Genomic DNA, 23,708 nt, shown 5'->3' with positions numbered 1-23,708 from the left:
GGCGGTCAAGATTTACCGACACATCTTTTTAAATCAGGAGTCATGCAATGGCCAAAATCACTGTTGAGCGTGCTCACAACCTGGGCAAGGAAGCGGCCCGCGAGAAGGCCGACAAACTGGCGCAGAAACTCTCCGAGCAATATGGCCTGGAGCCGCAATGGTCCGGCGACACGCTGAACCTCAAGCGCTCGGGCGTGAAAGGCGCGGTGCATGTGGCGGACGATTCGATCAAGGTCGATGTGGAACTGGGCATCATGATGTCGGCCATGAGCGGCATGATCAAAGCCGAGATCGAGAAAGCTCTCGATAAAGCGTTGGTCTGATGCCTTTTTTCTGAATCCCGAATCCCTGTGGGAGCGGGCTTGCCCGCGATGGCGGTGGGTCAGATAACGAAAATTCTGGATGTGCCGGCCTCATCGCGGGCAAGCCCGCTCCCACAGGGTTGGTGTTTTCCTGTCGACTGTTCATGTCAGTTGTTAGGGTGCCGTTTCTAATTTTTCTGCCTACTTTGTGCCTGAGCCCGACACTTTCGCGGGCAGTTCCTCAAACCTTCTGCGCGTGAGGTGCACCATGGCCAAAGTAATTTTGAAGAAAAAAATCGACGCTTCGACTTCTGCTCTGAGCGACGTTAAATCCTATGCCCGCAAGATCTGGCTGGCAGGCCTGGGTGCCTACGCCAAGGTCGGCCAAGAGGGCGGCGAGTACTTTCAAGAGTTGATCAAGGCTGGTCAAACTGTTGAAAAGAAAGGCAAAAAAGCCGTCACCGAAAAACTCGAAGCGGCCAACGCCGAGATCGATGAAGCCAAGGGTGAAGTGAGTTCATTCAAAGGTCGTGTCGAAGTTCAGCTCGACAAGGTCGAGAAGGCGTTCGACTCCCGTGTAGCAAGCGCCTTGAATCGTATCGGCATTCCGTCTAAACATGACGTTGAGACACTCTCTGCTAAGCTCGATGAGCTGACGGCATTGCTCGAACGCGTCGCGCGTAAATCTTAAGGAGAACGGGATGGCTGGCAAAAAGACTACTGATAAAAAAGATAGCAGCTCGTGGGTCGGGAAGGTCGAATCCTACTCCCGCAAAATCTGGCTGGCTGGTTTAGGCGTGTACTCGAAGATCGACACTGACGGCAGCAAGCTCTTCGACACATTGGTCAAAGACGGCGAGAAAGCCGAGAAGCTCACCAAGTCGGCAGTCGGCAAAACAGTCGATGCCGCCAAGGACTCCGCTTCCTCGGCCAAGTCGCGCATCAGCGGCGTGAAAGACCGCGCACTGGGCAAATGGGACGAGCTGGAAGGGGCTTTTGACAAGCGCCTGAACAGCGCGATTTCGCGCCTCGGTGTACCGAGCCGCAATGAGGTCAAGGCACTCAACAGCAAGGTCGACACACTGACCAGACAGATCGAAAAACTCACCGGTCTGAAGGCTCAGCCTGTTGCGGCGAAAACCGCAGCAGCAAAACCGGCGGCGAAAACCGCAGCGGCCAAACCAGCGGCGAAATCCGCTGCCAAGCCACTGGCCAAAGCGGCGGCTAAACCCGCAGCAAAAGCGGCGGCCAAGCCGGCAGCGAAAACCGCTGCCGCCAAACCAGCCGCAAAAGCAGCAGCCAAACCGGTTGCCGCCAAAGCCGCTGCCAAACCGGCCGCTAAACCTGCGGCCAAAACTGCAGCGAAACCTGCCGCCAAGTCAGCCGCGAAAACCGCTGCCGCGAAACCGGCTGCCAAGCCTGCAGCGAAACCCGCTGCGGCGAAGAAGCCAGCAGTGAAAAAACCGGCCGCACCGAAAGCCGCTGCGCCGAAGCCGGCCGCCCCGGCTGCAGCCAAACCTGCCACGTCGGCAGCACCGGTGAGCGCGTCGAACTCCGCCGCGGCACCGACTCCGGTGGCTACCCCGACTGTTGCATCGACACCGTCGACGCCAACCAGTCAGTCCTGATTTATCAGGGCAAAACAAAACGCCCGGCCTGTGAAGGTCGGGCGTTTTTGTTTGTGCGTTTTTAAAGCTTGCCCTCACCCCAGCCCTCTCCCGGAGGGAGAGGGGCCGACCGAGGTGTCTTTCGCTATACATCGACCTGAAAGACCTTATCGATTATGGATTCGGAAACGCACTATCAGGTCGGCGTAAATCTCAAGCATTCCCCGATCAGTCCCCTCTCCCTCCGGGCGGTCCGACGTTTCGGGAGGGCTAGGGTGAGGGGCTCTTGATTTCAGTCATGGTCTTCAAGGTATTGCAGGGCCATCCTTTCGGTCGCAACCTTCACCGGCGGCAACAAATGCGGCGCCACCAGCATCATGATCTGGTACACGACCAACCTGACCTCACCCTCACGATCCAGAATCCGCTGATAATCCAGCGAAAACAGCAACGTCATGGTGATCTGCTCAACCAACTGCCCCAACGCCTGGGTATCGCTGACCAACTGACCCCCCGCCTTCAACCGCGCCAGCAACGACGCCAGCGTGCGCTTCAACGCATTGAGCAGATTGCGAATGCCCTTGGCCAGTTTCGGCAACCGTCCGGCAAGGTTCGACAGGTCCTGAAACAGGAACCGATATTGCGCCAACCGCTCGACGATCAAATGCAAAAACAGCCAATAATCTTCCGGCGCCAGTTCCACATCCGCCGGCGGATCGAGCAGTGGTGCCAGTTCATTCTGAAAGTGTTCGAACAAACCAAGAATCAGCGGCTCCTTGCCGTGAAAGTGGTAGTAAAGGTTGCCCGGGCTGATCCCCATTTCGTTCGCCACCTCCATGGTGGAGACGTTCGGCTCGCCCTTTTCGTTGAACAGTTGCAAAGCACATTCGAGAATCCGGTCGCGGGTTTTCATCCAGTCTTCTTAGAAAAGTTCGGTTAAGCGTCAGCGCACACGCACGTAAGTCCCGGGCGCGGCCTCCATCGGTGGATAGTTCGGGTTGCCGAGGGTGAACGAGGTTTCGTGCTGCGCGCCGGAGCGCTGTTGAATCCATTCCAGCCACTGCGGCCACCAGCTGCCGTCGACGTGTTTGGCGTCGTAGTACCAGGCGCGCGGGTCACTGCTCATCTTGCCGTTGTCGACGTACGCGGCTTTCGGGTTGCTCGGCGGGTTGAGAATGCTCTGCACGTGGCCGCTGTTGGACAGCACGAAACGTCGTTCGCCACCCAGCAGCAAGGTCGAGCGATACACCGCGTCCCACGGCGTAATGTGGTCGTTCATGCCGGCGACACTGAAACTGTCGACGGTGACTTTCTGCAGGTCGATCGGCGTGCCGCACACTTCCAGCCCACCCGGATGGGTCAGCGGGTTGTGCTTGAAGAAGTCCAGCAGGTCGCCGTGAAAGGCCGCCGGCAGACGGGTGTTGTCGTTGTTCCAGTAGAGGATGTCGAAGGCTGGCGGCTCTTTGCCCAACAGGTAATTGTTGACGAAGTAGCTCCAGATCAAATCGTTGGGGCGCATCCACGCGAAGACCTTGGCCATGTCGCGACCATCGAGCACGCCCTTTTGATACGAACGGCGCTTGGCCGCTTCGAGAGTTTGCTCATCGGCAAACAGCGTGGCCGAGGTTTCGATTTCACTGTCGAGCAGGCTGACCAGATACGTTGCGCTGGAGACGCGGCGCAGTTGTCGCTTGGCCTGTAAATGCCCTTGCAGGGCAGCAATGGTCAGCCCGCCAGCGCAAGCGCCCATCAGATTGACCTCGCGGGCGCCGGTGATCGCCCGGCAGATGTTCATCGCTTCTTCCACCGCTTCTACGTAGGTCGACAGGCCCCATTCGCGATGGCGCACATCCGGGTTGCGCCAACTGATCATGAAGGTCTGCAAACCATTTTTCAGCGCGTACTGGACGAAGCTGTTGTGTGGGCTCAGGTCGAAAATGTAGTACTTGTTGATTTGCGGCGGCACCACCAGCAATGGCTTGGCGTACTGCTTTTCGCTCATCGGTTTGTACTGGATCAGCTCAAGCAAATCGTTGCGAAACACCACCGAGCCGGTGGTGGTGGCCACGGTCTTGCCGACCTCGAAAGCCTGTTTGGTCACCTGACGGGGCAAACCGTCGTTGTGCAGCAGATCATCGAACAAATGACTGAGGCCGCGCACCAGGCTGTGCCCGCCGGAGTTGAACAGCTCCTTCACCGCCAGCGGGTTGAGCAGAGTATTGGACGGCGCCACGGCGTCGTTGAGCAGGGTGAAGGCGAAGTGCGCGCGGGCACGATCGTCATCGTTCATGTTGCTTTCATCGATCCAGCTTTTGACCTGTTTCTGCCAGGCCAGATAGGCCTGCAGGCTGCGCCGGTAAAACGGGTTGAGGCTCCACGCCGGATCGGCAAAGCGGCTGTCGTTCGGATTGGTCGGGTGCAGGGTTTCACCCAGCAACACGCGGCCCAGTTGGCCGCCGAGTTTCAAGGCGTGCTTCGCACTGTGGATCGGGTTGCGCAAACCGTGAGCCGCCACGCTGCGCAAGGTCGAGATCAAATCCCGCCCACGCAGGCCGGTGATCGCACTTTGTGCGTTGATAAACACGGCGGGGCTGGGCACCACGCCCGTCGCTGGTTTGTCGCGCATGACTCAACACTCCTTCGTCTTCAGGCCAAAAACACACTCACCGAACCAGAACACCATAGACGCTGTTGCGGGTTGCTGCCTGCGCGGCGTCCTGCCGCGCACTCTTTGCCAAAGGCCTGCATAAAGCCTGCCGCCGGGGTTAACCGCCGAGCGGTGTCGGATGCGGGTGCATCACCGCGCGCTGACGTTCCTCCTGGAGAAACTTCATGATGATCGGCGCCACCGCTTCGGCGCGGGTAATCAGGAACAGATGACCGTCGTCGATGATGTGCAGTTGGGCGTTGGGAATGCGCCAGGCGAGCATGCGCATGTTGATCAGCGGGATCAGCGGATCGTCGTCACCGGCCAGTACCAGGGTTGGCTGATGGATCTTGTGCAGCCAGTGAATGCTGGTCCAGCCGAGACCGGCGAACAGTTGCCAGTAATAACCGAGCTTGCCGGCCGAACGTACTTTCGCCGCGTGGCTGGCGGCCAGGGTCGGGTCGCGACGGAACGAGCCGCCATAGATCAGCGGCGCGATGCGAATCACATGGGACGGCTGAATGTAGCGCCGTGGACTGGCCATCATCCACAGCACTTTCGGCTTGCCCGGCACCATCACCGCACCGGCAGCGGTCGCCGCCAGCACCAGTTTCTTGCAGCGCTCCGGATAGTCGTAGGCGAACTGCTGCGCCAGTGCGCCGCCCCACGACACGCCGATGACGTTGACCTGCCCGTAGTCGAGGTAATCGAGCATGCGTGAGGTCAGCTTGGCTAGCCCGGGAAAGCGATACGGCCGGTTCGGCGTCGACGAGCCGCCGACACCGGGCACGTCGAAAGCAATCACTTCCAGATCCGGGTCCAGCGCCGCGACAAACGGAAACACCAGCTCCAGGTTGGCGCCGATGCCGTTGAAAATCAGCAAGGGCGTCAAGTGAGGCTTGCCGGGGCGTACCGCGGTGCGGATGGTTTGACCATCCAGATCGACGGTACGGAATATGAACGGTTGCGGCATGCGTCAGGCCCTGTGGATGGAGTCTGTTTCTCAAATTTATAACTGTGGGAGCGAGCTTGCTCGCGAATGCGGTCAATCATTCAACATTTATGGTGACTGACACGACGCTTTCGCGAGCAAGCTCGCTCCCACAGGTTTTACCGCTCGTGAACGTAAGTGCCCGGCGAAGCTTCACCCGCCGGATACGCCTTGTTGCCCAGTTTCAGCGGGGCCTTTTTCAGGTTGCCCGAACGCTCGGCCTGCCACGCCTGCCAGTACAGCCACCAGGAATCAGTGTGCTTGGTCGAGTTTTCCTGCCACTCATCGGCATTGGCGGCCATCTCTTCGCCGGTCATGTAACGCGATTTCGGGTTGCCCGGCGGGTTCAGGATGCTCTGGATATGCCCGCTGCTCGACAACACGAACTCGACCTTGCCACCGAACAATTGCGCCGACTTGTAGCAGGACTTCCACGGCGTGATGTGGTCGTTGGTGCCGGCCAGCGAGAAGATATCGGCCGTGACCTGCTTGAGGTCGATCGGCGTGCCGCACACTTCCAGTGCATTCGGGCGGATCAGTGGGTTGTTTTTGAACATCTCGATCAGGTCGCCGTGGAACGCCGCCGGCAAGCGTGTGGTGTCGTTGTTCCAGAACAGGATGTCGAACACCGGCGGCTCGTTGCCGAGCAGGTAGTTGTTGACCCAGTAGTTCCAGATCAGGTCGTTGGGGCGCATCCAGGCGAAGACCTTGGCCATGTCTTTGCCTTCGAGCACGCCAGCCTGGTACGAGTGGCGCTTGGCGGTCTCCAGGGTCTGCTCGTCGACGAACAGTGCGACGTCGCTGTCCAGCGTCGTGTCGAGCACGCTGACCAGCAACGTCAGGGCATTCACCTTCTTCTCGCCGATCGCCGCGTAGTGGCCGAGCAGGGCGGTGCAGGTGATGCCGCCGGAGCAGGCGCCGAGCATGTTCACGTCTTTGCTGCCGGTGATCGCGGTGACCACGTCGACGGCTTCTTTCAGCGCGTCGATGTAGGTCGACAGACCCCACTCACGCTGCGCCTTGGTCGGGTTGCGCCAACTGATGATGAACGTCTGCACGTTATTGCGCAGGCAGAAGCGCGCCAGACTCTTGTCCGGGCTCAAATCGAATACATAGAACTTGTTGATCTGCGGCGGCACCACCAGCAAGGGGCGCTCGTGGACTTGCTCGGTGATCGGTTTGTACTGGATCAGCTCCAGCACGTCGTTGCGAAACACCACCGCGCCTTCGGTGACGCCGAGGCTCTTGCCGACTTCGAACGCGCCCATGTTGACCTGGCTCGGCATGCCGCCGTTGTGGACCAGATCCTTGGCCAGATGCGAGAGGCCATCGAGCAGGCTTTTGCCGCCGGTTTCGAAAAAGCGTTTGACCGCAGCCGGGTTGGCGGCGGTGTTGGTCGGGGCCATGGCTTCGGTCATCAGGTTGATGACGAAGTGGCCGCGGGCGATATCTTTGGGTGACAGACTACTGTCATCAATCCAGGAATGGAGTTCCTTGCGCCATGCCAGGTAAGTTTGCAGATAACGTTTGTAGAGCGGGTTCTGGCTCCACGCAGGATCGGCGAAGCGACGGTCATCGCCAGCCGGTTGCAGTTCGGATTTGCCGAACAACACGTTCTTCAGTTCGAGGCCGAAATGGGTGACGTGTTTGACACTATGGATCGGTTGTTTGATGGCCTGTTTCAGCACCATACGAGCAGAGGCCAGCAGATCCTTTCCGCGTAGCCCAACGACGGGATTAAGCCCCAGGGTGTTTTCCGAGGCTTGGTACTTCAGGTCATCGTTATTCTTGTTACTCATCTACGACGCTCCATTGTCCTGAGACGAGTACCCGGTTTTCTGCTGTGCAGTTCCACAGCCAATGCCAGGTACTACTGCTCGGGTGACCGTTAATTCTGCATAGCTGCTTTACAGTCGTAGAGCACTGCAGGGAACTTGCCAGCTCCATTGGTTACCCGAGTTTAATTTTTTTCGCAAGCAGGCCGATCCTCGGCCACACAGCAGAGCATTCAAACAGATGAATTTAGAAAATGCCCTCTAATGAGCGCAAGGCTCGGGCTAGAGCATCAGCTTGACGATGGACTCGTTCGGGTCGCGGGTTTTTCCGGCTGCTTTGAGCTCGGCCAGATAATCGGCCCAGAGTGCGTCATAACGTCGCCCCAGCTCATAAAGATAATCCCAGGTGAACAGGCCGCTGTCGTGACCGTCGTCGAAGGTCAGTTTCAGTGCGTAGTGACCGGCCGGTTCCAGCTTGCTCAGACCGACGTTGATCTTGCCGAATTGCAAAATCGGTTTGCCATGGCCCTGGACCTCGGCGGAGGGGGAATGCACGCGCAGGAATTCGGCGGGCAGGGTGTATTCCTCGCCGGACGCGTAAGTGAGCGTCAGGGTTTTCGAGGCTTTGTGCAGTTTGATGTCGGTGGGAATTTGAGTCATGGGCTGGCGTCCGAAGTGTGGGCGACCCTTGAGCAAATGTGGGAGCGAGCTTGCTCGCGAAAGCGGTGTGTCAGACAACATTGATGTCGACTGACACGGCCTCTTCGCGAGCAAGCTCGCTCCCACAGGGTCCGCTACCGCTGTAAGTATGGCTTACAGGATATAACGGGACAGGTCTTCGTTCTGCGCCAATTCGCCGAGGTGGCTGTTGACGTATTCGGCGTCGATCAGAATCGGCTTCTCATCGTGGGTGCTGGCCAGATCACCGGCGCTGAACGACACCTCTTCGAGCAGACGCTCAAGCAGTGTGTGCAAGCGACGGGCACCGATGTTCTCGGTTTTCTCGTTGACCTGCCAGGCGATCTCCGCCAGACGCTTGATGCCTTCCGGCTGGAACTGAATGTTCAGGCCTTCGGTTTTCAGCAGCGCGCAATATTGCTCGGTGAGCGAGGCATGCGGTTCGCTGAGGATGCGTTCGAAGTCCGACGGGCTCAGGGCCTTGAGTTCAACGCGGATCGGAAGACGACCTTGCAACTCAGGCACCAGATCGCTCGGCTTGCTCAGGTGGAACGCGCCGGAGGCGATGAACAGGATGTGGTCAGTCTTGACCATGCCCAGTTTGGTGTTGACGGTGCAGCCTTCGATCAGCGGCAGCAGGTCGCGTTGTACGCCTTCACGGGAAACATCAGCGCCACCGACATTGCCACGCTTGGCGACCTTGTCGATTTCGTCGATGAACACGATGCCGTGCTGCTCAACCGCTTCCAGCGCTTTGGCCTTCAGCTCTTCTTCATTGACCAGACGCCCGGCTTCTTCGTCGCGCACCAGTTTCAGTGCTTCCTTGACCTTGAGCTTGCGCGCCTTCTTCTTGCCCTTGCCCATGTTGGCGAACAAGGACTGCAACTGGTTGGTCATCTCTTCCATGCCAGGCGGCGTGGCGATCTCGATGCCGGCCACTTCGGCGACTTCGATTTCGATTTCCTTGTCATCCAGCTGACCTTCGCGCAGACGCTTGCGGAACAGCTGACGGGTGTTGGAATCGGAGCTCGGCGCTTCTTCATTGCTGAAGCCCATGCGTGCCGGCGGCAGCAGTGCGTCGAGGATACGATCCTCGGCAGCGTCTTCGGCGCGATGGCGCACGCGGGTCATTTCCTGCTCGCGGAGCATCTTGATCGCAGCGTCAGCCAGATCACGGATGATCGATTCGACGTCACGGCCGACGTAGCCGACTTCGGTGAACTTGGTCGCTTCGACCTTGATGAACGGCGCGTTGGCCAGTTTCGCCAGACGACGGGCGATCTCGGTTTTACCGACACCGGTCGGGCCGATCATCAGGATGTTTTTCGGGGTCACTTCAACGCGCAGCTCTTCAGGCAGCTGCATGCGGCGCCAGCGGTTGCGCAGGGCAATCGCGACGGCGCGCTTGGCATCGTCCTGGCCGATGATGTGGCGGTTGAGTTCGTGGACGATTTCGCGGGGAGTCATGGACATAATAATTGACGGTCCTCAAGCAGAAACAAGCCGTGGCACAGGGCCGCGTCAGGCTTATTCAGCGAGATCCTGCTCCTCAATGGTCTGAGTGTGGTTGGTGAATACACAGATGTCGCCGGCGATGCCGAGGGCGGTTTCGACGATTTCACGGGCCGACAGATCGGTCTTTTTCAGCAGGGCGCTGGCGGCGGCCTGCGCATAGGCGCCGCCGGAACCCATGGCGATCAGGCCGTCTTCGGGTTCGACCACGTCACCGTTGCCGGTGATGATCAGCGAGGCGTCTTTGTTGGCGACCGCGAGCATCGCTTCGAGGCGGCTCAGGGAGCGGTCGGTGCGCCATTCTTTGGCGAGTTCGACAGCGGCGCGCACCAGGTGGCCCTGATGTTTCTCAAGCTGGCCTTCGAAACGTTCGAAGAGGGTAAAGGCGTCGGCGGTGGCACCGGCAAAACCGGCGATGACCTGACCGTGGTACAGGCGACGAACTTTTTTCGCGTTGCCTTTCATCACGGTATTGCCGAGAGAAACCTGGCCGTCGCCGCCCATGACGACTTTGCCGTGACGGCGGACTGAAACGATGGTGGTCAAGGGAAGAGTCTCCACACAGCGGGGCGAAAGTGCCTTATGCCCATTCATATGGGGGTGCTGGAGAGGATTTCAACCGTAGCGCGGGAGAGGAGACGAGCGGCGTGTTGCACCTGATCGTTCCCACGCTCTGCGTGGGAATGCAGCCCGGGACGCTCCGCGTCCCTTAACCGCTGGGACGCAGAGCGTCCCTTGAGGCGTTCCCACGCAGAGCGTGGGAACGATCGTCGGTGGATCAGCGGCTCTGGCGTTGTTGTAACAACAGGTTGCTGAAACCGGCGCCGGCCAGTTGTTTTTGCGCAGTTGTCAGCTGTTCACGGTTACTGAACGGCCCAACCAAGACGCGATACCAGGTTTCATCCTTCACCGTGCCGGACTCAACCGCCACCGCCTGACCGAGCAGAATGATCTGCGCGCGGACCTTGTCGGCATCGGTTTCCTTGCGGAACGAACCGGCCTGCAGGAAGAACTTGGTCACCGGCGCCGCTTTGCTCACTGGTGGCGCTGGCGGCGGGGTAATCCCGGCCAAGGCTGCCTGCGCGCGTGCGGTGTCGATCTTCGCCGCTTCTGCCGGTGTCACTGGCGTGGTCGGAATGGCCGGCACTTGTGGCGTCGGCAGGGTCTTCTCCGGCACGGCGTCCGGCGGCACGATCACTTCCGATTCCGGCAGCAGGGTGTAGAAGTCGTACTTCGGCTTCACCGGCTGGGTCGGGCTCGGCGGGGTCTTGTTGGCCTCGGCGATTTTCGACGCTTTCTGCTGTTGCGCCTGTTCGACCTTCTCACGCTTGACCGTGTCGCTGCCCTTGCCCGGCTCCAGCTTCATCAGGAACACGATGAACGCGCCGACCGTCAGGCCGATGGCCATCCACAGCCAACCCGGAATCGGTTGCTTCGCAGGAGCTTGGTAACGGCTGGCGCCACGCTTGGGTGCAGGTTTTTTCTTGGCAGCCAACTTACATACGCTCCAGAGTTTCCAGACCCAACAGCTCCAGGCCTTGCTTGAGGGTGCGACCGGTCAGCGCGGCCAGACGCAGACGGCTCTGCATCCGGGCCGGGGTGTCGGCGGCGAGGATCGGGCAGTTCTCGTAGAAGCTGGAGAACAGGCCGGCAACGTCGTACAGATAAGTGCAGAGGATGTGCGGCGTGCCTTTGTCGGACACGTTGTTCAGCACTTCGCCGAACTGCGCCAGTTTCGCCGCCAGCTCGAGTTCGTGCTCGGCTTCGAGAACGATCTGACCGTCGACTTCGCTGAAATCCTTGCCCAGCTTGCGGAACACACCGGCCACGCGGGTGTAGGCGTAAAGCAGGTACGGCGCGGTGTTGCCTTCGAAATTCAGCATCAGGTCGAAGTTGAAGCTGTAGTCGCTGGTGCGGTGCTTCGACAGGTCGGCGTATTTCACCGCGCCGATGCCGACGACTTTGGCGATGTTGCGCAACTCGTCTTCGGCCAGCGTCGGGTTCTTCTCTTTGACCAGGTTGTAGGCACGTTCCTGCGCTTCGGTCAGCAGGTCGATCAGCTTCACGGTGCCGCCGTCACGGGTCTTGAACGGACGGCCGTCAGCGCCGTTCATGGTGCCGAAGCCCATGTGTTCCATTTCCATCGGATGGGTCACGAAACCGGCCTTGCGTGCCACGGCGAACACTTGCTGGAAGTGCAGGGCCTGACGCTGGTCGACGAAGTACAGCGCGCGATCGGCTTTCAGCTTGCCGCTGCGGTAGCGCACGGCCGCCAGGTCAGTGGTGGCGTACAGGTAGCCGCCGTCAGCCTTGACGATGATCACCGGCAACGGGTCGCCGTCGGCGTTCTTGAACTCGTCGAGGAACACGCACTGCGCGCCGTTGCTCTCGACCAGCATGCCAGCGGCTTTCAGGTCGTTGACCACATTGATCAGGTCATCGTTATAGGCGCTCTCGCCCATCACGTCGGCCATGGTCAGTTTGACGTTGAGCAGTTCGTAGATCTTCTGGCAGTGCGACAGCGAGATGTCCTTGAACTTGGTCCACAGTGCCAGGCACTCGGCGTCGCCGGCCTGCAACTTGACCACCAGGCCACGGGCGCGGTCGGCAAATTCTGCGGACTCGTCGAAACGTTGTTTGGCGGCGCGGTAGAAGTTTTCCAGATCCGACAGCTCGTCGCTGGTGATCGGGTTTTCCTGCAGATAGGCCATCAGCATGCCGAACTGGGTGCCCCAGTCGCCGACGTGGTTCTGACGGATCACTTCGTCGCCGAGCAATTCCAGTACGCGGGCCACGCCGTCGCCGATGATGGTCGAGCGCAAGTGGCCGACGTGCATCTCTTTGGCCAGGTTCGGTGCCGACAGATCGACCACGGTGCGTTGTGCAGGACCTGCCTTGCGTACGCCAACATGGGCATCAGCCAGTGCAGCGTCGAGGCGCGAAGCCAGTGCCTGGGTGTTCTGGAAGAAATTGATGAAGCCCGGGCCGGCGATTTCGGCCTTGGTGACGTTCTCGTCGGCCGGCAGTGCGGCGATGATTTTTTCCGCCAGATCACGCGGCTTCATGCCCGCAGGCTTGGCCAGCATCATGGCGATGTTGCTGGCGAAGTCGCCGTGGGTCTTGTCACGGGCGTTCTCCACCTGGATCGCCGGCGTCAGGCCTTCAGGCAACACACCTTCGTTGACGAGTTGGGTGATGGCTTGTTGGATCAGCTGGCGAATGGTGTCTTTCATGGTCTTCTCTTTCGACCGCAAGCGCGGCGGGCGCATCGATGCGCGGGTGGAAAAACTGGGCATTATCCGTTGCGAAGGCGGGCTTGCCAACCTTAGCAGGCAGGATGTGGATGTGTGGTGACAAATAGATCACTTTCGCGAACGAGGGCGGCGCAATCCCTGTTGGAGCAAGCCTGCTCGCGAAGGCGATCGCTCTATCAATACAAATCTACAGGGTCGACATCCAGGGACCAGCGCACCGCGCGCCCACTCGGCATCTGCTCCAGCACCAGCAACCAACTGGTCAGCAACCGATGCAGCGGCGCCCGCGCGGTCGCCTGCAACAGAAGCTGCGCGCGGTAGCGCCCGGCGCGGCGTTCCATCGGCGCCGGCACCGGCCCAAGCAGTTCGATACCGGTCAAATTTTGCTCAGCCAACAACCGTTCAGCCTCACTGCACGCCTCATCGAGAAAACTTTCCGCCTGCCCCGGCTTGTGCGCTTCGGCACGCAACAACGCCAGATGCGCAAACGGCGGCAATCCGGCGGCCCGGCGCTCGCTCAAGGCCTGCTCGGCAAAGGCGAAATAACCCTGCTCGGTCAGTTGCACCAATAAAGGATGGTCAGCCAGGTGCGTCTGAATGATCACCTTGCCCGGCTCTTCCGCTCGTCCGGCGCGACCTGCGACCTGCACGATCAACTGCGCCATGCGCTCGCTGGCGCGGAAGTCGCCGGAGAACAATCCGCCGTCGGCATCCAGGATCGACACCAGCGTCACCCGTGGGAAGTGGTGCCCTTTGGCCAACATTTGCGTGCCGACAAGAATGCACGGCTGACCTTTCTGAATCGTCGCGAACAGCTGATTCATCGCGTCCTTGCGCGACGTGCTGTCGCGGTCGACGCGCAGCACCGGGTAATCAGGGAACAAAATCGCCAGACGTTCTTCTGCGCGCTCGGTGCCAGCACCGACAGGCCGCAAATCAACCTTGTTGCACTTCGGGCATTGGCGCGGCGTGCGCTCGACGTAACCACAGTGATGGCAGCGCAATTCGCCATAGCGTTGGTGCACGGTCATCCGCGCGTCGCAGCGCGAACACTCGGACATCCAGCCGCAATCGTGGCAGAGCAACGTCGGGGCAAACCCGCGTCGGTTGAGGAACACCAGCACCTGTTGGCCATTGGCGAGGGTCTGGCCGATGGCTTGCTGCATCGGCCCGGAAATCCCGCTGTCCAGCGGACGGCTTTTCACATCCAGCCGCAGGAAACGTGGCTGCTTGGCGCCGCCAGCGCGCTCGTTCAGGCGCAGCAGGCCATAACGACCGGTGTAGGCGTTGTGCAGGCTTTCCAGCGAAGGCGTGGCGGAGCCGAGGACGATCGGGATATTTTCCTGGCGCGCGCGCACCAGCGCCAGATCGCGGGCGTGGTAACGCAGGCCTTCCTGCTGTTTATAAGAGCCGTCGTGCTCTTCATCGATAATGATCAGCCCCGGGTTTTTCATCGGCGTGAACAGCGCCGAGCGGGTGCCGATAATAATGTCGGCCTCGCCATCGCGGGCGGCGAGCCAGGCGTCGAGGCGCTCGCGGTCATTGACCGCCGAGTGCAGCAGGGCAATGCGCGCATTGAAGCGCTGTTCGAAGCGCGCCAGCGTTTGCGGGCCCAGATTGATCTCCGGGATCAGCACCAGCGCCTGCTTGCCGGCCTCAAGGGTTTCGCGGATCAGTTGAAGATAAACTTCGGTCTTGCCACTGCCGGTGACCCCGGCCAGCAGGAACGCGTGATAACTGTCGAAGCCGGCGCGGATGGCCTCATAGGCGGCGCGCTGTTCGGTGTTCAGCGGCAGTTCCGGTTGCGCAAGCCAATGTTCGTGGCGCGCGCCGGGAGCATGCCGGCGGATTTCCACTTGCACGAGGTTCTTTGCCAGCAGCAGATCGAGGCTGTCCTTGCTCAGCATCAGTTTGCTCAGCAACTGATGGGCGACGCCGTGCGGGTGCTGGGCCAGTGTCGCCAAGGCCTCACGCTGGCGCGGGGCGCGGGTGATACGCGGATCATCAAGGCTGGCGCCGGGAGTGATCGACCAGAAGCGTTCCTGTCGCGCCTCGGCCAGTTCACCCTGGCGCAGCAGCACCGGCAACGCCCAGCTCAAGGTGTCGCCGAGGCTGTGCTGATAATACTGCGACGTCCACAGGCACAGCTTGAACAGGGCTGGCGGCAGCGGCGGCGTGGCATCGAGCAGGGCCAGCGCCGGTTTCAGCTTCTCCACCGGCACTTCGCTGGTATCGGTGACTTCGACCAGAATCCCGATCATCTCGCGGCGGCCGAACGGCACCCGCAGGCGCATGCCCGGCTGCAGTTGCTCGCGCAGCACGCCGGCCGGCGCCCGATAGTCGAACAGGCGGCGCAAGGGCGAAGGCAGGGCGAGGCGCAGAATGGCGTCGGGCACGCGGGGGGATCTCTATAAACGCAAAAGAAGGGCTGAGCGCAGATCAATTGTGGCAGCGAGCTTGCACGCGAAGGCGGTGTATCAGGCGCTTGAACATTGACTGACACAACGCATTCGCGAGCAAGCTCGCTCCCACAGGGGAATGCATTCAAGGCCGGGAGCCTAGCAGACGGTCGGTCTCGGTGACAGCTTGCGTGATTGAAAAGGTCTGGTAGAATCCGCGGCCTAATTACGTGCGGTATTCAACAATAGTGTTGGATGGCGGCACGCTAGCTGAGGAAGACACCATGAAAGCTGATATCCACCCGAATTACCCAGTCATCGCTGTTACCTGCAGCTGTGGCAACAAGTTCGAAACCCGTTCGACTTTCGGCAAAGCTCTGCCAATCGACGTGTGCAACGAATGCCACCCGTTCTACACCGGTAAGCAGAAGACTCTGGACACCGGTGGTCGCGTTCAGAAGTTCGCAGACCGTTTCGGTGCTTTCGGCAAGAAACCTGCTGCTGCAGAGTAAGGTTGAAGGGCCCGGTGGGCTTTTCCTCGTTGCTGAAAAAGGCGTCCCTCGCGGGCGCCTTTTTTGTGTCTGCGATTTGGCTGTCCGGCGCGCACGCGTTCTGTCCGACGCCTGCGCAGCTGACCAGCGTCACGGTGCAGCGCGTGGTCGATGGCGACACGCTGCGCCTGAACGACGGTCGTAGCGTACGGATGATCGGCCTCAACACGCCTGAACTGGGCAAGCAGGGCCGCAGCGATGAACCCTTCGCGGTGGCGGCACGCAAACGCCTGCAAGCGCTGGTCGATGCCAGCGGCGGACGTGTCGGTTTGCGCCCCGGCAAGCAAGCCAAAGACCATTACGAACGTACGCTCGCGCATATTTACAGTGCCAATGGCGTCAATCTCGAAGCGCAAATGCTCGCCGATGGTCTTGGTTTTCAAGTCGCTGTGGCGCCGAATGTCGATCTCGTCGCCTGCCAGCAGGCGGCTGAAAACGCCGCACGGCTGGCCGGGCGAGGCATCTGGCGGCAGTCTCCTGTATTGAAAGCGGAGCAGATCCAGCGCTCCGGTTTCGCCGTGATCAGTGGGCGTGTGAGCAAGGTTCAGCGCAATCGCGGCGGAATCTGGATCGAGTTGCAGGACTCGCTTGTATTGCGCGTTGCACCCAATCTGGTCGGACAATTCGACAATGCCCGATTGCAGGCGCTGAAGGGCAGGCAGATCGAGGCGCGCGGCTGGATCGTTGATCGATCCCGGCGCGGCGGATTGCAATCCGGACAGTCGCGTTGGCTACTTCCGTTGACCGATCCATCGATGTTGCAAACACCGCGCTGAAGAAAAATTGTAGACATTTTTTCTGTCGATTGTGAACAGTCAAGCCCTTGTGCGCCGTGGCTCTTGGCCCAAAGTCGTAGGACAGGGCGCTTGACAGGGGTGACCGCTCAGTCTTGTGGGGACTTTGCGAGGCGCGTATCCTCGCTGACCAGTCTGTCCAACAGTAAAAAGCGGAATGCCAAAATGTCTGATCTGAAAACTGCCGCTCTCGAATATCATGCCAATCCTCGTCCAGGGAAGCTGAGTGTCGAGCTCACCAAGGCCACTGCTACCGCTCGCGACTTGTCGCTGGCCTACAGCCCCGGCGTAGCTGAACCAGTGCGTGAGATCGCTCGCGATCCTGAACTGGCCTACAAATACACCGGCAAGGGCAACCTGGTGGCAGTCATTTCCGATGGCACCGCGATTCTCGGCCTGGGTAACCTCGGCCCATTGGCGTCCAAGCCAGTGATGGAAGGTAAGGGCGTACTGTTCAAGCGCTTCGCCGGTATCGACGTGTTCGACATCGAAGTCGACTCGGAAAGCCCGCAAGCCTTCATCGACACGGTAAAACGCATCTCCATCACTTTCGGTGGTATCAACCTGGAAGACATCAAGGCGCCAGAGTGCTTTGAGATCGAACGTGCTCTGATCGAGCAGTGCGACATTCCGGTGTTCCACGATGACCAGCACGGCACCGCGATCGTGACCGCTGCCGGCATGATCAACGCCCTGGAAATCGCTGGCAAAACCCTGCCAGAAGCCAAGATTGTTTGCCTGGGCGCCGGCGCTGCGGCCATTTCCTGCATGAAACTGCTCGTGAGCATGGGCGCACGCATCGAAAACATCTTCATGGTTGACCGTACCGGCGTGATCCACTCCGGCCGTGACGACCTGAACCAGTACAAAGCCGTGTTCGCTCACGCTACCGACAAGCGCAGCCTGGCTGACGCACTGGCAGGCGCTGACGTGTTCGTCGGTCTGTCCGGCCCGAACCTGCTGAGCGCTGAAGGTCTGCTGTCGATGGCAGCCAACCCGATCGTGTTCGCCTGCTCGAACCCGGATCCGGAAATCTCCCCGGAACTGGCGCACGCCACCCGTAGCGACGTGATCATGGCCACCGGCCGTTCGGACTACCCGAACCAGGTCAACAACGTGCTGGGCTTCCCGTTCATCTTCCGTGGTGCCCTGGACGTTCGCGCCAAGCGCATCAACGAAGAAATGAAAGTGGCTGCGGCCAACGCCCTGCGTGAACTGGCCAAGCTGCCAGTGCCTCAGGACGTGTGCGATGCCTACGGCGGCGCGCCGCTGGAATTCGGCCGTGAGTACATCATTCCGAAGCCAATGGACAAGCGTCTGATCACCCTGATCTCCGATGCTGTAGCCAAAGCGGCGATCGAGACCGGTGTGGCTACCCTGCCGTATCCGAAGAACTACCCGCTGAAAAGCGTGGATGACGTGTTCAACGGCTAATTCGTTGTAGCGCTTCAAGCAAAAGCCCCGGCTCGTGAGAGTCGGGGCTTTTTTATTGTCTGGAGATCAAGGGCTCCCTCACCCTAGCCCTCTCCCGGAGGGAGAGGGGACCGATTGGGGGATGCTGGGGAGTGACGCCGACATGAAAGTGTTGTGTTGAATCCATAGGCGCTGATGCACTTTAAGGTCGGTGTATCTCGTGAATTTTCCACGGTCAGTCCCCTCTCCCTCTGGGAGAGGGCTAGGGTGAGGGGCTCTTGATCTTCAGGCAATAAAAAGCCCCGCACTTCAACCGAAGGCGGGGCTTTCCAATGCCGCTGGATCAGAACAGGTCGATCGGCGCCTGCTCATCCGCCGGCAGCGGGCTGCCCGGCGCTGTGCCATTACCCAGCTCATTCACCGACGGCGGGGTGTCTTCAGACTTGAATAGTTCGAAGTACGCGCCCGGCGTGCTTGGCGTCGCCGCGCGGCCACTCACCGGGTCCACGCGCAGGCTCAGCAAACCTTCCGGCTCAGGCTGCACATGCGGCGGCTTGTCCTTCAACGCTGCCGACATGTAGTTCATCCAGATCGGCAGTGCCACGGTGCCGCCGAACTCGCGACGGCCAAGGCTTTCCGGCTGGTCGAAACCGGTCCAGACCGTGGTCACGTAATCGGCGTTGTAACCGGAGAACCAGGCATCTTTCGATTCGTTGGTGGTACCGGTTTTACCCGCGATATCGCTGCGGCCCATGGCCAGCGCACGACGACCGGTGCCGAGCTTGATCACGTCCTGCAACATGCTGTTGAGGATGTAGGTGGTGCGGCCATCGACGATCCGCTCAGCCACGGCGGGTGCTTGTGGCACTGCCGCGTTACCCGATGCTTCACCCGGTACAGGCGCAGCGTTCACGGTGAACGAGTCGCTGTGTGGCGCCGCGATACCGTCCGTCGCCGAACCACCCTGAGGCACGGTTGGCGGGTTGGCGACGAACAACGTGTCGCCGTTGCGGCTTTCAATCTTGTCGATGATGTACGGGGTGATCTTGTAGCCGCCGTTGGCGAACGTGCTCCAGCCGGTGGCGATCTCCATTGGCGTCAGCGTCGCGGTACCCAGGGCCAGCGACAGGTTCGGCGGCAGGTCCTGCTTGTTGAAGCCGAAACGGGTGATGTAGTCGATGGTCTTGCCTACGCCCATTGCTTGCAACAAGCGGATCGATACGAGGTTACGCGACTTGTACAGCGCCTCACGCAAGCGGATCGGGCCGAGGAAGGTGTTGGTGTCGTTCTTCGGACGCCAGACCTTGTCCAGGTACTCGTCGACGAACACGATCGGGGCGTCGTTGACCAGGGTCGCAGCGGTGTAGCCGTTATCCAGCGCGGCGCTGTAGACGAACGGCTTGAAGCTCGAGCCCGGCTGACGCTTGGCCTGCATGGCACGGTTGTAGTTGCTCTGCTCGAAGGCGAAACCGCCGACCAGCGAGCGAATCGCCCCGTTCTGCGGATCCAGCGACACCAGCGCACCTTGCGCCTGCGGGATCTGGCTGAATTTCAGCGAATTGTCTTTCTGACGCTGCACGCGAACCAGATCGCCGACCTGGGCGACATCCGACGGCTGGCGCGGGTTGGCGCCCATGCTGTTGGTGTTGAGGAACGGTCGCGCCCATTTCATGGTGTCCCAGGCAACGTGTTCTTCGCCGGTGCGGGTCAGCACTTGCAGGCCGTTCTTGTCGACCTGGGTGACGATGGCCGGCTCGAGGCTGCTGATGGTGCGTTGTTTGGTCAGCTCGCTGGCCCATGCTTCGCGAGTCTTGCCCGGCAGGCGCGACTCGGGGCCACGGTAGCCGTGACGCTGGTCGTAGGTCATCAAGCCTTCGTGCAGCGCGGTGTTGGCCATTTCCTGCAGGTTGCTTGGCACCGTGGTGGTGACGCGGAAACCTTCGGTGTAAGCATCGCTGCCATAACGGCCGACCATTTCGGCGCGGGCCATTTCGGCGATATACGGAGCGTTCACTTCCGGGGTCGGCACGTGATAGCTGGCGTTCAGTGGCTCGTTGATCGCGGCGGTGTAGTCCGTTTCGCTGATTTTGCCGAGCTTGTACATGCGCCCGAGGATCCAGTCGCGACGCTCTTTGCTGCGCGCCGGGTTGGCCAGCGGGTTGAAGCGCGACGGGGCTTTCGGCAGGCCGGCGATCATCGCCATCTGCGCCAGGCTGATGTCACGGATCGACTTGCCGTAATACACCTGCGCTGCCGCCTCGATGCCGTAGGCGCGGTTGCCCAGATAGATCTTGTTCACGTACAGCTCAAGGATTTCGTCCTTGGTCAGCTGTCGTTCGATCTGCAGGGCCAGGAGGATTTCGGTGGTTTTGCGCGAGAAGCTGCGTTCGCTGGTCAGGAAGAAGTTCTTCGCCACCTGCATGGTGATGGTGCTGCCGCCGGACTGAATGTGTCCGCTTTTGACCAGTTGGGTCGCGGCGCGCATCAGGCTGCTCGGATCGACGCCATAGTGGTTGGCGAAATTGTCGTCTTCAGCACTTAGTAACGCATTAATGAAATTGGGGGGAATGTCGGCGAAACGGATCGGCGTACGGCGCATTTCGCCAAATTCTGCGATCAACTTGTTGTCGCTGGAGTACACCCGCAGCGGAATCTGCAACTGAATGCTTCGCAGAGCCTCCACAGACGGCAAACCCGGACTAAGGTAAAGAAACGCGCCGCTGAGACCTAAAAGCAGTCCGCAGAAAACGGCGACGATGGACCAACCGAAAAATTTCAGCAGACGAATCAAGGCGTTTGGACATCCAGGGCAAAGAATGAATTTGGCGACGGCGTTCCGGCAACACACAGAACAGCCGCGCAGGCAGTAAAAAGCAGAAAAAAACGCTGGGCATTATAAGCACTTTTCTGCTGGGGGCGTCATTTGCGCTTCTGTCAAGACGGGGTGAAGGAACGCAATGCGTATTACAGAGTCCGTAACTCACGGAAAGTCATAGGGAATTGGTAGTGCTGGGACTCTTCAATAAAAAGACCAATACGTTACTGGGGATCGACATCAGCTCCACGTCAGTGAAGCTGCTGGAGCTGAGCCGTCAGGGTGATCGCTACCGGGTCGAAGCGTACGCGGTGGAGCCGTTGCCGGCGAATGCCGTGGTCGAGAAAAACATCGCCGAGCTCGAAGGCGTGGGCCAGGCCCTGAGCCGCTTGCTGGTCAAGGCGCGCACCGGGCTCCGGAGCGTGGCGGTGGCAGTGGCCGGTTCCGCGGTGATCACCAAGATCATCGAAATGGACGCCGGACTTTCCGACGACGAACTGGAAAACCAGCTCAAGATCGAAGCTGACCAATACATTCCCTATCCGCTGGACGAAGTCGCCATCGACTTCGAAGTCCAGGGCGTGTCTGCGCGTAACCCCGAGCGGGTCAACGTACTGCTGGCCGCCTGTCGCAAGGAGAACGTCGAAGTGCGTGAGGCGGCACTCGCGCTCGCCGGTCTGACGGCCCGGGTGGTCGATGTCGAGGCCTATGCCCTGGAGCGCTCGTTCGGTCTGCTCGCCACGCAACTGGCCGCATCTCAGGAGCGGCTGACAGTGGCGGTGGTCGACATCGGCGCGACCATGACCACCCTCAGCGTCCTGCACAACGGCAAGATTATTTATACCCGTGAACAACTGTTCGGCGGCCGGCAACTGACCGAAGAAATCCAGCGTCGTTACGGCTTGACCATCGAGCAGGCCGGGTTGGCCAAAAAGCAGGGCGGTCTGCCCGACGACTACGTCAGTGAAGTCTTGCAGCCGTTTCGCGAGGCGCTGGTGCAGCAAGTCTCGCGCTCGCTGCAGTTCTTCTTTGCCTCGGGGCAGTACAACGCCGTCGACCACATTCTGCTGGCGGGCGGCACGGCGTCGGTGCCGGGGCTGGATCGGCTCATCGAGCAGCGTCTCAACACCCCTACCCAGGTCGCCAACCCGTTTGCCCATATGGCCCTGAGCAGCAAGGTCAATGCCGGGGCGCTGGCCAGCGACGCGCCGGCCCTGATGATTGCCTGCGGGCTCGCGCTCAGGAGTTTCGACTGATGGCGCGGATCAACCTCTTACCCTGGCGCGAGGAGCGTCGCGAAGAGCGGCGCAAACGCTTTCTGCTGACGCTGACCGCCGTGCTGGTCGGTTCGGTGGGGGCGGTGTTCATTGCTGATCAGATCATCAGCGCTGCGATTGAGCGGCAAGTGGCGCGCAACGACTACATCGGCAAGCAGATCGCCGTGGTCGACGAGCGGATCAAGCAGATCAGCGAGCTCAAGGCACGCCGCCAGCAACTGGTCGAACGCATGCGCATCATCCAGGACTTGCAGGGCAACCGGCAGATCAGCGGGCGGATCTTCGATCAACTGGCGCGCACATTGCCGGATGGCGTCTATTTCACCGACGTGAAAATGGCCGGCAAAACCCTGTCGATCAGCGGTGCCGCCGAGTCGAACAATCGGGTTTCCGAGCTGATGCGCAATCTGGATGCCTCTGACTGGTTCGACGCGCCGAGCCTCAACGAGGTGAAGGCGACGACCGCCGGTCAAGTCGATCAGGCCAATACGTTTGAATTGACCGTGCGCCAGACCCAGCCCCGCACCGTGGAGGACGAGCAATGAAGCCGTCCGAATGGCTGGACAGTCTGCGCGCCATCGATTTCAACGACCTCGACACCAGCAACATCGGCTCTTGGCCGGCCGCCGTGAAAGCCATCGCCGGTGCGCTGTTGATGGTGCTGGTCCTGGCGCTTGGCTATAACTTTTTCATCAGCGACATGGAAAACCAGCTCGAAGCCAAGCGCGAAGAGGAGGCCACGCTCAAGGAGCAATTCGCCAGCAAAGCGCATCTGGCGGCCAATCTGGAGCCCTATACCCAGCAGATGAAGGAGATGGAAAACTCTTTTGGCGTGCTGCTGCGGCAACTGCCCAGCGATACCGAAGTCCCCGGTTTGCTCGAAGACATCACCCGTACCGGGCTTGGCAGCGGTCTGGAGTTTGAAGAGATCAAACTGCTGCCGGAGGTCACTCAGCAGTTTTACATCGAGCTGCCGATTCAGATCACCGTCACCGGCGCCTATCACGACCTCGCAACGTTCGTCAGTGGCGTGGCGGGGCTGCCACGCATCGTCACCTTGCATGATTTCGAGCTCGCTCCCGCCGATAAAGAGGGTGGGCCGAAGCTGCGCATGAGCATCCTTGCCAAGACCTATCGGTATAACGACAAGGGGCTGCAAAAATGACCCCGATCCGTTATCTGATCTTGCCGATGACGTTTCTGGCATTGAGTGGCTGTGGTGGCGGGAATGACTTTGGCGACCTCGACGCCTACATGAACGAAGTACGCCTGCGCCCGGCGGGCAAAATCGAACCCACTCCGACTTTCCGCTCTTACCCCACCTTCACCTACAGCGCCGCCAACTTGCGCAGCCCGTTCACGCGCCAGGTGCGTGTCGATCTGGCCGGGCAAAGACACGGCTCGCGCAACGTCAAACCGGACCCCAATCGGGTCAAGCAATACCTCGAAGGTTTCAACATCGAGCAGTTCGAGATGGTCGGCACGATTGCCAATGCCTCCGGCTCTTTCGCGCTGTTGCGCGGGGCAGGCGGGGTTCATCGGTTGAAGGTCGGCGATTACCTGGGGCGCAACGACGGCCGCATCGTGGCCATCAGTGCGACGCAGGTCGATGTGGTCGAAATCGTTCCCGACGGCGAAGGCGCCTGGCTGGAGCGCCCGCGCACCATTCCTTTGAAAGAGCACTCATAGTGGA

22 protein-coding genes are annotated in these 23,708 nt (G+C 60.3%); 11 read left to right on the top strand and 11 right to left on the bottom strand.

Features of this window, described 5'->3' with window-relative positions; translation table 11 throughout:
• Window positions 1-47 precede the first annotated feature (47 nt).
• From WA225_RS06035 to WA225_RS06025, 3 genes are all read left to right on the top strand, one after another.
• Window positions 48-323: a polyhydroxyalkanoic acid system family protein gene (locus tag WA225_RS06035; RefSeq protein WP_077570393.1), complete on the top strand. Its 276-nt coding sequence runs from the start codon at window positions 48-50 to the stop codon at window positions 321-323.
• 247 nt (window positions 324-570) lie between these two features.
• Window positions 571-993 (top strand): phasin family protein, encoded by a 423-nt coding sequence (locus WA225_RS06030; protein WP_064117079.1) that lies wholly within the window; start codon window positions 571-573, stop codon window positions 991-993.
• Window positions 994-1,003: 10 nt separating this feature from the next.
• Window positions 1,004-1,930 carry a phasin family protein gene (locus tag WA225_RS06025; RefSeq protein ID WP_422607236.1) on the top strand — a complete coding sequence of 309 codons (927 nt, stop codon included), beginning with the start codon at window positions 1,004-1,006 and terminating at the stop codon, window positions 1,928-1,930.
• A gap of 271 nt (window positions 1,931-2,201) precedes the next feature.
• On the opposite strand, the gene WA225_RS06020 is transcribed toward WA225_RS06025, so the two are convergent.
• The 9 genes from WA225_RS06020 to argS form a co-directional block, all read right to left on the bottom strand.
• Complete coding sequence (locus tag WA225_RS06020) at window positions 2,202-2,822, bottom strand: TetR/AcrR family transcriptional regulator (RefSeq protein WP_422607235.1); 621 nt, start codon at window positions 2,820-2,822, stop codon at window positions 2,202-2,204.
• Between the two features lie 30 nt (window positions 2,823-2,852).
• Window positions 2,853-4,535: a class II poly(R)-hydroxyalkanoic acid synthase gene (gene phaC / locus WA225_RS06015; RefSeq protein WP_422607234.1), complete on the bottom strand. Its 1,683-nt coding sequence runs from the start codon at window positions 4,533-4,535 to the stop codon at window positions 2,853-2,855.
• Window positions 4,536-4,674: 139 nt separating this feature from the next.
• Entirely contained in the window at window positions 4,675-5,529 is an 855-nt protein-coding gene (phaZ, locus tag WA225_RS06010; RefSeq protein ID WP_016984597.1) for a poly(3-hydroxyalkanoate) depolymerase, read from the bottom strand.
• Window positions 5,530-5,666: 137 nt separating this feature from the next.
• Window positions 5,667-7,346 (bottom strand): class II poly(R)-hydroxyalkanoic acid synthase, encoded by a 1,680-nt coding sequence (phaC, locus tag WA225_RS06005; RefSeq protein WP_422607233.1) that lies wholly within the window; start codon window positions 7,344-7,346, stop codon window positions 5,667-5,669.
• A 258-nt stretch (window positions 7,347-7,604) separates the two neighbouring features.
• A complete protein-coding gene (locus WA225_RS06000) occupies window positions 7,605-7,982 on the bottom strand; it encodes a gamma-butyrobetaine hydroxylase-like domain-containing protein (protein ID WP_422607232.1) in 378 nt (125 codons plus the stop codon).
• Window positions 7,983-8,135: 153 nt separating this feature from the next.
• Window positions 8,136-9,473: an ATP-dependent protease ATPase subunit HslU gene (gene hslU / locus WA225_RS05995; RefSeq protein WP_064388878.1), complete on the bottom strand. Its 1,338-nt coding sequence runs from the start codon at window positions 9,471-9,473 to the stop codon at window positions 8,136-8,138.
• A gap of 54 nt (window positions 9,474-9,527) precedes the next feature.
• Window positions 9,528-10,058 (bottom strand): ATP-dependent protease subunit HslV, encoded by a 531-nt coding sequence (hslV, locus tag WA225_RS05990; RefSeq protein ID WP_003186641.1) that lies wholly within the window; start codon window positions 10,056-10,058, stop codon window positions 9,528-9,530.
• 232 nt (window positions 10,059-10,290) lie between these two features.
• On the bottom strand, window positions 10,291-11,007 hold the full coding sequence (locus WA225_RS05985) for an SPOR domain-containing protein (RefSeq protein ID WP_007909385.1): 717 nt from the start codon (window positions 11,005-11,007) through the stop codon (window positions 10,291-10,293).
• 1 nt (window position 11,008) lies between these two features.
• The gene (gene argS, locus WA225_RS05980; protein WP_422607231.1) at window positions 11,009-12,745 is read right to left on the bottom strand and encodes an arginine--tRNA ligase; all 1,737 of its coding nucleotides are present in this window, start codon (window positions 12,743-12,745) and stop codon (window positions 11,009-11,011) included.
• On the opposite strand from argS, the gene WA225_RS05975 reads away from it, so the two are divergent.
• Window positions 12,744-12,866, top strand: a complete 123-nt coding sequence (locus WA225_RS05975; RefSeq protein WP_422607230.1) for a hypothetical protein — start codon at window positions 12,744-12,746, stop codon at window positions 12,864-12,866. The two genes, argS and WA225_RS05975, sit on opposite strands and share 2 nt — an antisense overlap.
• Before the next feature lie 76 nt (window positions 12,867-12,942).
• Here WA225_RS05975 and WA225_RS05970 read toward each other — a convergent pair whose 3' ends face one another.
• Window positions 12,943-15,162, bottom strand: a complete 2,220-nt coding sequence (locus WA225_RS05970; RefSeq protein WP_422607229.1) for a primosomal protein N' — start codon at window positions 15,160-15,162, stop codon at window positions 12,943-12,945.
• Window positions 15,163-15,449: 287 nt separating this feature from the next.
• Between WA225_RS05970 and rpmE the strand changes: the two genes are divergently transcribed.
• The 3 genes from rpmE to WA225_RS05955 all read left to right on the top strand — a co-directional run bounded on the left by rpmE (window position 15,450) and on the right by WA225_RS05955 (window position 17,944).
• Window positions 15,450-15,677, top strand: a complete 228-nt coding sequence (gene rpmE, locus WA225_RS05965; RefSeq protein WP_007909403.1) for a 50S ribosomal protein L31 — start codon at window positions 15,450-15,452, stop codon at window positions 15,675-15,677.
• Between the two features lie 14 nt (window positions 15,678-15,691).
• Window positions 15,692-16,492 carry a thermonuclease family protein gene (locus tag WA225_RS05960; RefSeq protein ID WP_422607228.1) on the top strand — a complete coding sequence of 267 codons (801 nt, stop codon included), beginning with the start codon at window positions 15,692-15,694 and terminating at the stop codon, window positions 16,490-16,492.
• A 183-nt stretch (window positions 16,493-16,675) separates the two neighbouring features.
• Window positions 16,676-17,944, top strand: a complete 1,269-nt coding sequence (locus WA225_RS05955) for a malic enzyme-like NAD(P)-binding protein (protein ID WP_064117089.1) — start codon at window positions 16,676-16,678, stop codon at window positions 17,942-17,944.
• A gap of 322 nt (window positions 17,945-18,266) precedes the next feature.
• Here the strand turns inward: WA225_RS05955 and WA225_RS05950 are convergent, their stop codons facing one another.
• Window positions 18,267-20,711 (bottom strand): penicillin-binding protein 1A, encoded by a 2,445-nt coding sequence (locus WA225_RS05950; protein ID WP_422607437.1) that lies wholly within the window; start codon window positions 20,709-20,711, stop codon window positions 18,267-18,269.
• 218 nt (window positions 20,712-20,929) lie between these two features.
• On the opposite strand from WA225_RS05950, the gene WA225_RS05945 reads away from it, so the two are divergent.
• Genes WA225_RS05945 through WA225_RS05930 form a run of 4 tightly spaced genes read left to right on the top strand, consistent with a single transcriptional unit; the run spans window position 20,930 to window position 23,704 of the window.
• Window positions 20,930-21,994, top strand: coding sequence for a pilus assembly protein PilM (locus WA225_RS05945; protein WP_422607227.1), 1,065 nt, complete (start codon window positions 20,930-20,932; stop codon window positions 21,992-21,994).
• Window positions 21,994-22,560, top strand: coding sequence for a PilN domain-containing protein (locus WA225_RS05940; RefSeq protein WP_422607226.1), 567 nt, complete (start codon window positions 21,994-21,996; stop codon window positions 22,558-22,560). Before WA225_RS05945 ends, WA225_RS05940 begins: the two co-directional genes overlap by 1 nt.
• Complete coding sequence (pilO, locus tag WA225_RS05935) at window positions 22,557-23,180, top strand: type 4a pilus biogenesis protein PilO (RefSeq protein ID WP_422607225.1); 624 nt, start codon at window positions 22,557-22,559, stop codon at window positions 23,178-23,180. Before WA225_RS05940 ends, pilO begins: the two co-directional genes overlap by 4 nt.
• On the top strand, window positions 23,177-23,704 hold the full coding sequence (locus WA225_RS05930; RefSeq protein ID WP_422607224.1) for a pilus assembly protein PilP: 528 nt from the start codon (window positions 23,177-23,179) through the stop codon (window positions 23,702-23,704). Before pilO ends, WA225_RS05930 begins: the two co-directional genes overlap by 4 nt.
• The last annotated feature ends 4 nt before the right edge of the window (window positions 23,705-23,708 follow it).

This window comes from Pseudomonas sp., from assembly GCF_049300855.1.
GTDB lineage: Bacteria > Pseudomonadota > Gammaproteobacteria > Pseudomonadales > Pseudomonadaceae > Aquipseudomonas.
This window is presented reverse-complemented; position numbering and strand designations above follow the sequence as displayed.

Bases quoted from the DNA above. Each gene is read 5' to 3' on its own strand.
- phaC (WP_422607234.1), bottom strand. From the start codon at position 4,535: ATGCGCGACAAACCAGCGACGGGCGTGGTGCCCAGCCCCGCCGTGTTT.
- WA225_RS06030 (WP_064117079.1), top strand. From the start codon at position 571: ATGGCCAAAGTAATTTTGAAGAAAAAAATCGACGCTTCGACTTCTGCT.
- WA225_RS05930 (WP_422607224.1), top strand. From the start codon at position 23,177: ATGACCCCGATCCGTTATCTGATCTTGCCGATGACGTTTCTGGCATTG.
- WA225_RS06035 (WP_077570393.1), top strand. From the start codon at position 48: ATGGCCAAAATCACTGTTGAGCGTGCTCACAACCTGGGCAAGGAAGCG.
- WA225_RS05940 (WP_422607226.1), top strand. From the start codon at position 21,994: ATGGCGCGGATCAACCTCTTACCCTGGCGCGAGGAGCGTCGCGAAGAG.
- WA225_RS06000 (WP_422607232.1), bottom strand. From the start codon at position 7,982: ATGACTCAAATTCCCACCGACATCAAACTGCACAAAGCCTCGAAAACC.
- WA225_RS05975 (WP_422607230.1), top strand. From the start codon at position 12,744: ATGGTCTTCTCTTTCGACCGCAAGCGCGGCGGGCGCATCGATGCGCGG.
- argS (WP_422607231.1), bottom strand. From the start codon at position 12,745: ATGAAAGACACCATTCGCCAGCTGATCCAACAAGCCATCACCCAACTC.
- phaZ (WP_016984597.1), bottom strand. From the start codon at position 5,529: ATGCCGCAACCGTTCATATTCCGTACCGTCGATCTGGATGGTCAAACC.
- rpmE (WP_007909403.1), top strand. From the start codon at position 15,450: ATGAAAGCTGATATCCACCCGAATTACCCAGTCATCGCTGTTACCTGC.
- phaC (WP_422607233.1), bottom strand. From the start codon at position 7,346: ATGAGTAACAAGAATAACGATGACCTGAAGTACCAAGCCTCGGAAAAC.
- WA225_RS06025 (WP_422607236.1), top strand. From the start codon at position 1,004: ATGGCTGGCAAAAAGACTACTGATAAAAAAGATAGCAGCTCGTGGGTC.
- pilO (WP_422607225.1), top strand. From the start codon at position 22,557: ATGAAGCCGTCCGAATGGCTGGACAGTCTGCGCGCCATCGATTTCAAC.
- hslU (WP_064388878.1), bottom strand. From the start codon at position 9,473: ATGTCCATGACTCCCCGCGAAATCGTCCACGAACTCAACCGCCACATC.
- WA225_RS05955 (WP_064117089.1), top strand. From the start codon at position 16,676: ATGTCTGATCTGAAAACTGCCGCTCTCGAATATCATGCCAATCCTCGT.
- WA225_RS06020 (WP_422607235.1), bottom strand. From the start codon at position 2,822: ATGAAAACCCGCGACCGGATTCTCGAATGTGCTTTGCAACTGTTCAAC.